General features: G+C 41.4%; 11 protein-coding genes and 1 pseudogene. All 12 read right to left on the reverse strand.

Features of this window, described 5'->3' with window-relative positions; all coding sequences use genetic code 11:
- Positions 1–46: 46 nt before the first annotated feature.
- Positions 47–2,194, reverse strand: coding sequence for an alpha-L-rhamnosidase (locus tag MKP07_RS30300; RefSeq protein ID WP_240851780.1), 2,148 nt, complete (start codon positions 2,192–2,194; stop codon positions 47–49).
- A 187-nt stretch (positions 2,195–2,381) separates the two neighbouring features.
- Positions 2,382–2,795: a glycoside hydrolase family 78 protein gene (locus tag MKP07_RS30305; RefSeq protein ID WP_240851782.1), complete on the reverse strand. Its 414-nt coding sequence runs from the start codon at positions 2,793–2,795 to the stop codon at positions 2,382–2,384.
- A pseudogene (locus tag MKP07_RS30310) lies at positions 2,796–3,169 on the reverse strand (PDDEXK nuclease domain-containing protein). It lies immediately after the preceding gene.
- On the reverse strand, positions 3,160–3,585 hold the full coding sequence (locus tag MKP07_RS30315; RefSeq protein ID WP_240851784.1) for a hypothetical protein: 426 nt from the start codon (positions 3,583–3,585) through the stop codon (positions 3,160–3,162). Before MKP07_RS30315 ends, MKP07_RS30310 begins: the two are co-directional and overlap by 10 nt.
- Before the next feature lie 8 nt (positions 3,586–3,593).
- Positions 3,594–3,887, reverse strand: coding sequence for a DUF1016 N-terminal domain-containing protein (locus tag MKP07_RS30320; RefSeq protein WP_240851786.1), 294 nt, complete (start codon positions 3,885–3,887; stop codon positions 3,594–3,596).
- A 5-nt stretch (positions 3,888–3,892) separates the two neighbouring features.
- A complete protein-coding gene (locus tag MKP07_RS30325; RefSeq protein ID WP_240851788.1) occupies positions 3,893–6,649 on the reverse strand; it encodes a glycoside hydrolase family 2 protein in 2,757 nt (918 codons plus the stop codon).
- Positions 6,650–6,764: 115 nt separating this feature from the next.
- Entirely contained in the window at positions 6,765–7,490 is a 726-nt protein-coding gene (locus tag MKP07_RS30330) for a sialate O-acetylesterase (protein ID WP_240851790.1), read from the reverse strand.
- A complete protein-coding gene (locus tag MKP07_RS30335; protein ID WP_240851793.1) occupies positions 7,487–7,750 on the reverse strand; it encodes a sialate O-acetylesterase in 264 nt (87 codons plus the stop codon). The genes MKP07_RS30330 and MKP07_RS30335 overlap by 4 nt, the downstream gene beginning before the upstream one ends.
- Positions 7,751–7,838: 88 nt before the next feature.
- Complete coding sequence (locus tag MKP07_RS30340) at positions 7,839–8,210, reverse strand: hypothetical protein (RefSeq protein WP_240851795.1); 372 nt, start codon at positions 8,208–8,210, stop codon at positions 7,839–7,841.
- Positions 8,211–8,257: 47 nt separating this feature from the next.
- A complete protein-coding gene (locus MKP07_RS30345) occupies positions 8,258–9,790 on the reverse strand; it encodes an MGH1-like glycoside hydrolase domain-containing protein (RefSeq protein ID WP_240851797.1) in 1,533 nt (510 codons plus the stop codon).
- Between the two features lie 3 nt (positions 9,791–9,793).
- Positions 9,794–11,278 carry an FGGY family carbohydrate kinase gene (locus MKP07_RS30350; RefSeq protein ID WP_240851800.1) on the reverse strand — a complete coding sequence of 495 codons (1,485 nt, stop codon included), beginning with the start codon at positions 11,276–11,278 and terminating at the stop codon, positions 9,794–9,796.
- Between the two features lie 43 nt (positions 11,279–11,321).
- Positions 11,322–12,293, reverse strand: a complete 972-nt coding sequence (locus tag MKP07_RS30355) for an ABC transporter permease (protein WP_240851802.1) — start codon at positions 12,291–12,293, stop codon at positions 11,322–11,324.
- Positions 12,294–12,297 lie beyond the last annotated feature (4 nt).

Here is a 12,297-nt window from a genome sequence, read left to right on the forward strand (position 1 = left end):
AAGCAGATACTTTTTTAAGGTTGATCATATATGCTTTTTATAAAGATTAATTAGTAAACTCATAACTACCACTGCCGATACGTAATGTAGCTGTCCCATTTTCCCATTTGAGTAAGGAGACGCCTTCCAGGTTGGTGATCGCCTTTCCATTTTCTTTTACAGATGCAGCACTGGTTGCCGGCATGTGAATAACTGCAGTGCTATTTGCGGGTACTTCTATTTGCCATTTTATTTGACTTCCTTCCTTTTTCCATTGGCTTTTAATATCACCGGAAGCCGACTGGTAGGTTGCTTCCACATTGTTAAGCTGATTTACAAAAGACGGTTTCATTTCAATTTCTTTAAACCCGGGCGCTGTGGCTTTTATACCACCCAGGTCTTCGAACATCCAGATCAGTAAATCGCCCAACAGCATAATATGATTTTGCGAGTTCATTTGCGGGTTGGCTGTATTTCCATTCCATAACTCCCAAATGGTAGTAGCGCCATTTTCAATCATATAACCCCAACTTGGATAGGTTTTATTAGATGCCAGGGTAAAAGCAGCATCGGCTTTTCCATATTGTGTTAGTCCACGCATCAGCCACTGCGTACCAATGACGCCTGTGCTGATATGCATATTATCATACTGAAGCTTTTTAACGATGTTGGCAAATACCTGCTGACTTTTGCCTTCGGGTATCATACCAAAATATAATGGCAACAGGTTGGCTGTAACGGTACCATTATCATATTGACTGGTTTGTTCCCTGAAAAACTTCTTATTGAAAGCGATTTTAATATTACTTCTCAATGCAGTGAAATCAGTGACATCATGCTCGTTACCAGATATTTTTGCAAATCGTTCCATGATACCTAAAAGACGATAATAGTAAGCAGTGGCTAATAGCTGACCGTTGGTGGTACGGGTACTATCCTGTGAGCGGATCATTTTTAAGTCTTCAGGCGGCACACACCAGTCGCCATACTTGTCCTTGGTTACAATGAAGCCTTTCATGTACTTAGTCTTCATGTAATTCAACCATTTCTTCATGGATGGATAATGCTTCTTGATGCTTTGCTCGTCGCCAAATTGCTGGTTCAACATATCTGCCACCAAAATATAGGTACCCGGCCAGGTTACATTATCACTGTAATAGTTCCAGTATGCCGGTGCTACATCCGGAATGGCTCCTTCTGCAGTTTGAGATTCTTCGATGTCATCCAACCATTTTGCATAGAGTGAGGCATTATTAAACAGGAAGCTTTCTCCGTAAGCACCCTGCGCACGATCACCTAACCAGGGTTGACGTTCGTTACGCTGCGGACAATCAACCGGCATGCCTTTATAGTTAGAAGCTATTCCCCACCAGGCATTTTTAACTATATTATTGATCACTTCATTTGAAGTTTTCAGTGTACCGGCGGTTGTCATTTGATCATATACCAGGTGCCCTTCAAAATCGCTAACCGTAGGCGTTCCGGGCCATCCGGTTATTTCCACATAACGAAAGCCGTGGTAGACAAAAGTTGGCTGCCAGGTTTCTTCGCCTTCACCCTTTAATGTGTATATATCTGTAACACGGGCATCACGCAGGTTGGCAATATACAGTTGCCCGTCTGGCTGCAGGCTTTCTGCAAACTTCATTTTTACCTGCTCACCTTTTTTACCTTTTACTTTCAACTGTAGCCACCCCGAAAAATTCTGGCCCATATCGAGGATATATACATTATCCTTTAGTTTATTAATTGACACAGGAGCCAGCTTTTGCATTACTTTCATTTGCTTGGTTGGTTGTGGCGTTACCTTACCTGGAGGCGCTGCTACTAATAAGGCCTTTAACCATTTACCATCGTTATACCCCACTTCTGACCAACCGCTCAATTCCTTCGTAGCATCATATTCTTCACCGTCATACTCGTTGTTGGTGGTTATAGGTCCATCTGCGGTAAACTTCCAGCTGGCATCAGAAATAATAGTTTGGGTGGACCCATCATCATAAATAAGATCCATTTGAAATAATAGTTTAGGAAAACCAAAAGTATTGATTTTTTGAGGCTTATAATTCTGCCTCATGGTAAAGAAACGGCCGTTACCCAGCACAACACCAATAGCATTCTTACCCGATTGAATATGCTCTGTTACATCAAATGTATTGCTCAAAACCGACTTCCGGTAATCCGTAGGTGCTGGAGCTAATACCTGGTCACCCATTTTTTACCATTAATACTCAGTTCATACATACCAAGGCCAACAATATTCACAAAAGCCTTTTTTAGTTTTTTTACAGATGAAAACTCCTTGCGGTAATAGCGGGCAGATAGACGCGACCACTGGGTAACGCTATCCCATGGGAACGCTTTGTCGTAGCCAATCCACTTAGCCTTCCAGTCTCCCTTATTTACAAAACCCAGTGTAAAAACATCGGCTTGCTCCAGGCTTCTTCTCCTCTATTGGTAACAGCTTTTATTTTAACATAGTAATACCGGTTAGATTTCAATGCAGTTCCTTTATAAGGAATTAGCAGTGCATTGTCGCTGCTTACTTTTCCTGAAGACCAGACATCTCCCACATTTTTTTCCAGGTTAGCTTTAGAAGTAGCTACCAGTATTTCATAAGCTACCTGCTTAACGGCTCTTTTACCAGAGCTGATCTGCCAACTGAATCGAGGCGTTGCAGTAGCTATACCTATGGGATGCGATTGCTGCTCTACCAGTATATTCTTTATTTCTAAATCTTGTGCACCAACCTCGTTTTGCAAAACGAAAAGGAATGCAACGAAAAATAGAAAAGCGTATTTAAAATTGTGTTTCATTTATAATAATTCTTTTAATGCCTTGGGATCAGGTAAAATACCTTTATACTTTGCAGGAAGCTCTTTGCTGGTTTTATAGGTAGCAACGCCCATAGATTTAGTAAAATCACGAAAGGAAAACTCCACGACTTTATCGGTTTTGCTCTTACAAAGAATAATACCTATCGAAGGATTTTCATGTGGTTGCTTTACCAGGTCGTCCAAGGCAGATAAATAGAAATTCATTTTGCCCAGGTACTCAGGTTTAAACCTTCCTTTTTTTAATTCGAATTGCAATTTTCTATTAAAAAAAGTAAGTCAATGAAAAACTCCTCATCATCAATTATAAGTCTGTTTTGATTGCCAATAAATGCAAAATCATTCCCTATTGACAATATGATTTTTTTATATTACGAACTATAGCATCTTCTAATTCGCGCTCATCTACAAGATCAGGATCTTCGATATTGATAAAATCCAGTAAGTATTCGTCTTTGAAAATTTGCAATGCCTGTTCTTGCCTGGTTTTACTTGTAATCGTCTTTGAGAAATTGTTAAGAACTTTACCATTCTTTTTATAGAGTTCACTTCTAATAAGACGCAGGAGCGTATCTACTGATAAAAATTCATTTGCTGTTTTTGTAATGTAAAATATACGTTCATCAACTGTTTTTGTCTTTATTAATATTTCATAATGATGGGTGAAGCCAATAGAATAAAAATCCTTTCTGAATTCGTCCGTTGACAACGGACTAAATTCCTTGGCCTTAGAAGTATTCTTTTTTGTTACTGACTTTGCCGATTTTTTCAATTCGTCCGTTAGTAACGGACGAATTGAAAAAAGAATTCCCACTCAGTATAGAATACGCGCATTTTCTTCAAACTGGTAGTAGAAAAGCCCCTTAAACCGGGAAGCTCTTTTTGAAGATCAGCAGCGATTTTATCCAATACACCAGATCCCCGTGTCTCAGTTTTAGATTTCTCTACAATCAATTTACCAACTGAAAAATATAACATCAACAGCTCTCTATTAGCCAATGCCGCAGCCCGATACCTGCTGGTCAGGATCATGGACTTTAATTCCTTTATGGTTTGTTTGTATTGGGATAACATAGGTTTTATTTATCTCCAAATTTAAACCATAAAACGATTTTCAGCGCCCGTGTAGGATCTTTTTCATAGTCATAATAAATATTGTCCAAACCCATAGGACCGGTAGTTTCACGGGTTTGCGTCCTGGAACCGATGGAAGGGATCGCATTCATAAATGAAATATCGCCTTTAGGAAACCAGGGCTCATAGTTATGCCACTGATCCGTTTTCCATTTAGCACTATATAAGCGCAGGAACAGGTCTTCAGTCTCTGTCGCTATGGCAAAACGCTGACCATCGGTATTAATAAAACCACCATAGAAATTGGCATGATAGCCTTTAAACTCGGGATAGTCCCATTGCTCACCAGTCTCGGTGTTATTATACTTTTTGCTCCATACACCGAACGCACCTCCTTTCAACCTATTCTTCCAAACACGGTAGGGACCTTTGCCCATATAGGTTACAGAACGCATCTTGGTCTCGGGAAGATCAAAATTAATCCCCAGCATTTTAGTATGCAATGAATCGGGAAAGTAGTTTACTTTTAATTGTACCCAGCCATTACGATGAATAATCCATTTCAACGTATTAAAGCTTTTCTTTTTATCAAAAGCTGAACTGATTACCAGATTTTTATTTTCATCATATCGGTAAGAAATATCTGCGAAATTATTAACACCCTCCTGCAATACCGGGCCATTTGATAAAGGAACAATACCTTTAGCGTTACGCACCTGCTTTAATAAGCCATTGGTTTTATCAAACAATAATTCAACATCGTTGACCTTCACTTCATAACTGTCACCCTTTTCATTAATCTGTACATCCTGTTCATCCCCACCCGATGCCACTAATTCTTTTGCTTTTTGTGCGGGACTACTAATGGTAAAGCTCCAGGTAAATATTTCCTGCTGATATTGATCCCTTATTGTGATATATAAAACGTCATAAGAATTCCAGTCAGCAGGCAACGGTATTTGTAGTTGCCCTTTTCCACCAGGAACAATATCAGGTGCCTGAATTGAGCCATCTAATACTTTCTCGTCCTTCACACCAATACGCTTTAATTTCCATGTATAAGTGCAGGTGTTCGCATTCGCAAATTGATAACGGTTTTCTATGTTAAACCTGCCGTCGAAACCATTTGCAATTTCTCTGCGTTCCAGGTATATCGGGCTCCACACTTCTTTTATGGTGAAAAAGCTACCTTCTTTTTCATGATGTGGGCCCACAATACCATCAGCTCCACGATGCTTATCTGTATCGAGTGAATCCTTTTTGTCCTTTCTTACCACGCCCTGGTCTGCAAAATCCCAGAGAAAACCTCCGGCACTCAGCGGGTTGCTCCACATTTTATTCCAGTAATCTTCCAGCCCCGCGCCATGGCCACCGTCAAACCAACCGTGCAAAAATTCAGTAGGCATCACTATTTCACGACCGTTTTCAAAATTGCCTACCCCATAATTGTATTGGCGGTAATGCTGGGTTTCAATACCGTTGTTTAACTGCCAGGGATGAATAACCACGCGGTTCTGTAAATCATACTGACCAAATAATTTATCCAATTCGGGATTACTTCCCCCTTCATTGCCATTGGCCCAAATAACAATTGAAGGATGATTACGATCATGCGCTACCATTTCTTTCACTCGTAATGAGCCTGTAGGTGTATCATACTGACCGTGCCAACCGGCTAATTCATCAATCACATAAAGTCCGAGAGAATCGCAAACATCCAGGAAATGTCCATCTGGTGGGTAATGGCTCATACGCACCGCGTTCATATTCATTTCCTTGATCAGCAATACATCTTCCACGCTATTTTTATAGCTGGTGGTTCTGCCACTTTCGGGTCTGAAAGAATGCCGGTTCACCCCTTTAAACTTCATCTTCATCCCATTTACATAAATTCCATCTCTTTGCCTAACTTCAACTGTTCTAAAGCCAAATTTCTTCTCAACCGTGTGCAAGATTTTGCCTCCGCTGGATACAGTATAGACCGCTTTATACAAATTCGGAAACTCACTGCTCCATAAAGCAGGTGCCTTTACGGTGAGCGCATACTCCTGTGTATTACCGGCAGCTGATTCCCTTTCGGCCACCAACTGGCCCTTCTTATTAAAAATTTTAATGCCAAGCATGTTTTGCTTACCATGTATAGTAGCTCTTGTACGGAAGTTACCATCCGCCCTGGCGTCGATACTGATATCGTCGATAAAAGATTGAGGCAATATCTCTAGCCATACAGGACGAAAAATACCTCCAAAGATCCAATAGTCCGCCTCACGTTCAGCCGCGTTGACGCTCTTATTGGAAGAATGCTTATCTACCTTTACTTCCAGTACATTCTGTTTTCCATAGTTCAATAGTTTTGAGATATCATATTTAAAAGCATAAAAAGCACCCTGGTGCTCGGCCCCGGCTGACCGGCCATTGATCTTTACTTCAGCATCGGTCATCACACCTTCAAAGACAATGTTGATCACTTTTCCCTTCCATGATGCGGGAACATTGAATTGCTTCTTATATAATCCGGATTCTTTTCCCCTTACACTGTCTTTTGCAAAACCATAGTCATACTTGCCAAAGCCCTGCAACTCCCAGCAAGAAGGTACACCTATTGTAGTCCACTTACCCGAATTCATTCCTGAGGTACAATAAAAGTCCCACTGTACCATGTCATCGTTACCTCTGCCACTCAGATACTGCACTTCTGTTTGCTGTGCCTGTACCTGTGCCGCGATCATCAAAAGAAAAATGTATAAAAATTTACGCATCATTATTCTCAACTCCTTGTTTCTATTAATTAACTACCTCCGATTGTACCTGTTTCATCTTACTACTGTGAAACGATTTTCTACACTTATCTAGCACCTTTAATATCCGATATCATATCTACTGAACTTTAAATTGATCCCGCAATGTATTGTCCGTTCTGAAAGGCAAAGCAGGCAATCCTTCCATGTTAAACAAATTGGGTTTAGCATCCTCTCTCCAGCCAAAACGAACGGAGCGCGGATTTTTTACACCCATAGCATTTACCCAAACTTTGTTATTTTTAATAACTGCCGACGCGGGATGATAATTACCTTTTTCATCTGCTACTTCGAAATGGCTCAGTGGAGCGCCATCCATACTTTTTAAACCCTTGCCTTTATGATCAAAATCGAGAACATAGGACTGGCCGCTCTTTACTGCGGATTTGAATAAAGGTCCCATTGCAGGGTGGTCATCAATCTGATAGGTTTTACTTAATGCTGATGCAGCGAGCCTTTGGCCTACATCCCACTTATTCACCGGATGAAGATCTGCAGGGTCTTCAATCAAATCGGTAGTTGCGATCATTATAGTATTCGGTATTTTAAGCGCTGCGGCTTGGGCTTCCCAAAACTCGGGTTCACTGTAGACTGTGTAAGGCCGGTCCTTCGATTTGGAGTAATAGTAAGGTGCTATCTGCACATAATAAAATGGCAGCCGGTTATTTCCCCATTTAGTCCTCCAATAATTGATCAGCGATTTCATTTTATAAGTATACTCCAGCCGCTCCTGCAAAAAACAATTATTCTCACCCTGGTACCATAAAAAGCCTTTTAGCGAAAAAGGGATCAGTGGTTCAATCATGGCTGTATAAAACTTAGCCGACGCATCTTTGATTCTATGGGTAGAGTCTTTTTATTATTGAAAAAGTCCTCTTTCAACATAGCTTCTTCGGGCATCCAGGGCTCTATCCCGCTTCCCGGAATAGCTGCGGAAATAACGCCTACCGGAACTTGTAATTTCTTATATAACTCTTTTGCAAAAAAATACCCGACAGCAGAAAAGCTACCCAGTGATGGCGCTGTTGCTTCATACCACCCACTATGCATAGAATCGGGGCTCATCTTTTTCTTTCTACCAAGAAAATGCGCAACGCTTTATTACTAGCTTCGGCTACTTCGTTAACCGGCCAGTTAGCACCAGCCGGCGGCTTCAACTTGCCAGCTTGCGCATTGCAAATTCCATATTCGATTGCCCCGAACATAGCCATACTTCACCAACCAGGATATGATCTAATTGCATTTGTTCTGAGCCTGCTTTAATATAAACAGATGCTTCGCTGAAAGAAGCCGTAAGCGGATCTAAATAAAGTTTCCAGGCACCTTTATTATCAGCAATTGCTTTTTTACGCTGACCCTTAAATTCTACAACCACTTCCTGTCCTACATTCGCCCAGCCCCATATTGCTACAGGCAAGCCTTGTTGCAATACCATATTATGCCCTAATATTTTAGGAAGCACTAATTTGGCATTACTGTTTAAAGCCAGGAACAGGAATAAAAATATAGGTAAAAAACGTTTCATAATAATTTTAGAAATCAACTAATTAAACGGCGCAAGTTAAAACATGCCTATAAAGTACCTGTGACTTTTGACAGTTTTTTTGAGCTGGCGACCAACTTACCATCTGCCCAAACAGACAAGCCCTTACCCTTACCGTATTTCTTACCGGCTTTGTCCCAGATAATAGTAACTATTTTTCCATGATATAAAACATTATCTAATGCAAACCAGTCCCACTTTCCTGCGGGCAGCAAAGGATTTACTTCGATAATATTATCCGCCCTTGGACGTAAACCTACAAGACCACTAATCACCAGATCATTAAAAGTTGAGTGATTGTAGTAACGTCCTCTTGTATCGTCTGTTAACCATTGGCCAGTTTTTTCATCCATATACTCACCGATGTAAGGTTTTCCATTCCTGTGCTGAGACTGCGCATATTTTTGTAACTGTGTGTAATAGTCATTTTTCGAGACGTAAGACTGCTTATAATTATTCAATAAATTAGCCATGGCCGTTAATGTTTGTGCACTCGCAAAAGGCCACACGGCACCGTCCCACTCACATTTACAACAACCATGGGTTCTAAAGCCCGGATGACTTCTATCGGCGGTAGTGATACCTACAGGTGCATTAAAATGCTTAGGATCCATCAGTTTTCTCCAGGCAACACTATATTTCGCATCCGGCAGGTTAAAATACCAGGGAATAAACCCAATTTCTTCCATCACCTGTGCTAAGGTATCACCCTGTTCTTTCCTGACTTCGAAAAAATTGCTTTTCACATTCCATAACTTTTGCTGCGCATCCACTTTAATGCTATCTGCTTTCCTTGAATATAAACCAGCACCGGTAGGATCGCCCGCTAATTTCGCTATAGCCGACAAGGCCATGGCATTGCCATACATATAGCCATTAATAGACGGCCGGGGATTCTTTTCTTTACGTCCACCACTGATCGTCTCTTCCATGGCATCCCGCACATCAAACTGCCAGAAAATCCCTCCGGGCTTACGCTTCTCAGCCTCCCATCCAGCGTAATCAGCCGTCAGGTCGGGATAATAATCTTTTATGAATGTTACATCACCGTTTACCAGGTAGCGATTGTAGATCGCATCCATATTCCAGCTGCTATAAGCCCTCAGTTTTTTCAATGGTTTTCCTTCGTTACCCCGATACCAAATACGAAGATTATCATTCAAGTATTGTTGATCGTGCAACCAACGGGATTCATAAATATGATGCCCCAACCCGCTGCTGATCAGATTATATTTATCTGCATAAGAACGCTGTACCAAAAACTCCGTTAACGCATAGCCTTGCTCTGTTTTACGGATATGCTTTCTCAATGTCCACCAACGGAAATAAAATATCTCTTCAAAGTTCTTATCAGGCGTTTCCAGGAGAGGAATATTTTGCTGCATCCATTGCCAGGACTCATTATTTGGAATGGCCTGAACAATAGGCTCATCTTCCATGGTATTAAAACGATCTGCATAATGTTTGAAATTTTCAAACTTCAATACTGCTGGTTGCGAAAAGCCTGCAGTCACCGCCAAAACACCAGCCAGGAGTAGCATGCGCTCTTTAATAAACTTCATTGTTTAGTTTTTATTATCAACAGCCTGTAACCAGCCCTGGTACCAATCAGTTACCTTAGCTGCTTCAACAGATTGTCCCAGTATAACTTTATCGCTCTTTAAATTTCTTAATGCATCAATTCCGTTATATATGCCTTGTTGCATTCCGGCCATATATGCGGCACCTAATGCCGATACATCCGGCATTGAGCTTCTCGATACCGGTTTGGCCAATACGTCTGTCAGCAACTGCATCACAAATTCATTCGCCGTTAAGCCGCCATTAGTCATTAACTGTTTTAACGATATCCCGGTATCCTTTTCCATTGCCGCGATCACATCTTTGATCTGGTAAGGAATAGACTCTAAGGCTGCACGTACTATATGATTTTTATTAGTGCCGAATGTCATCCCTGTTATAGACGCTTTTCTATTCATTTCCCAGTGGGGAGACCCCAATCCGCTAAACGCCGGTACCAGGTAAACACCTCCGTTATCTGAGACGGCATTCGCCATCCCTGTCGTTGCTTTCACGTCGTCAAAAAGCCCCAATTCATTTTTCAACCATTCGATAGTGCCGCCACAGGTAACAATCACTCCTTCCAGCGCATAATCAACCCTACCGGGAACGCTCCAGCAAATTGTTGTTACCATTCCATTTTGAGAAGCAACCGGCTTGTTGCCTATATTCATTATGATACTGGAACCCGTGCCTAATGTGGCTTTGGCAGTGCCTGTATCAAAACAACCTTCCCCAAACGCCGCCGCATGAGAATCGCCGATCAAACCAGTAATAGCAACGGGGTTGGATAACAAATCATTAATAGTAGTTTCTCCGAAATATGCCGAAGAAGATTTTACTTCCGGCAGCTGCAGGTTACCTAAACCATAAACATCCAGCAGTTCGGTATCCCACTGCAAACTTTGAATATTGAAAAACAAAGTACGGGATGCATTGGTATGGTCTGTTGCATAACTTTTACCAGCCGTTAATTTATATAATAACCAGGTATCAATAGTTCCAAAGAATGCTTTTCCTGCGGCCACGGCTTCTTTTATTGATGTATTATTTTCAACCAGCCATACTAATTTAGTAGCCGAAAAATAAGGATCAATCACCAACCCTGTTTTTGAGGCAATCAAATTACCTAACCCACGTTGCGCCAGATTTTCACATATTTTTACAGAACGCTTACATTGCCATACAATAGCAGGATGTAAAGGAGAACCTGATTCATCCCAGAGCACGAAAGTCTCTCTTTGATTGGAAATACCGATTGCAATAATCTGTTCTTTTGAAAGTCCTTTGATCTCCAGATCATTCAAGCAATTGCTAACGGCAGCAACAACATTATTGTAGATAGCTTCCGGATCCTGCTCTACAAAACCTTCCCCAAAATAATGAGTTTGCAAAGGAACCGATCCCCGGGCGATCGCCTGGCCATCCGCATCAAATACCAATGCTTTGGTGCCGCTGGTGCCCTGATCTATGGAGAGAATGAAGTTCATTTAAAGTTTAAGATTTAATATTCAAAATTGGGCATTCCGATCATCAGTCCTTCTTATCAATTTTATCAATCACCACTGCCAACAGAATTACTCCGCCCTTCACCACCTGTTGCCAAAAGGGTGATACATTCAATAGTACCAACCCATTATTTAAAACACCTATTATAATAGCTCCCATAACTGTACCCCAGATAGTACCACGACCGCCACTCAGAGATGTTCCTCCAATCACCACAGCAGCAATAGCATCCAGCTCGTAACTATTACCCGCATTAGGCTGAGCTGAATCCAGGCGGGAGGTTACTATAATCCCACCAATCGCGGCCATAGCTCCTGCCAAAGCATACACGATCATTTTGATATTGGAAATTTTTATTCCGGAAAATTTTGCCGCAGTTTCGTTGCCTCCGATCGCATAGATATAACGCCCCAGCCGGGTTTGACGGGTAATGAAAACGGCGAACAATACAACCACCAGTGCGATCCACACGGGAACAGGTATACCCAACAAAGAACCTGAGCCGATAAAAGTAAATTTTGCCCCCAGGTTACTGATGGGCTGACCTTTAGTATACAACATAGTGAAACCACGGGCAATGGTTAACATTGCCAGTGTAGCCACGAAAGGAGGCACATTAAATTTGGTTATTACAAAACCATTAAACCAGCCCAATAGTCCGCCGATAATAATGGCAGCTACTATTACCCCTAACACGGTAAAGCCTATATAGGTATCCGTAGCAGCTATCGGAATTCCATTTTTCAATAAACCAGCGGCCACCGCACCACAGAGCGCCAGTATAGAGCCAACGGACAAATCAATACCCGCAGTCAATACAACCAGTGTCATACCAGTAGCTATGCAGATATTTACCGCGGTTTGCCTGAGCACATTTAATCCATTATCGGCAGTAAAAAATTTATCCGTAAGTATCGACAATATGATGCATAACAATACCAATGCGATCAAAGACTGCAGACTTTTAATTCTTTGCTTATAATTAATGGTAGGCATCGGC

This window comes from Paraniabella hibiscisoli, from assembly GCF_022512515.1.
GTDB lineage: Bacteria > Bacteroidota > Bacteroidia > Chitinophagales > Chitinophagaceae > Niabella > Niabella hibiscisoli.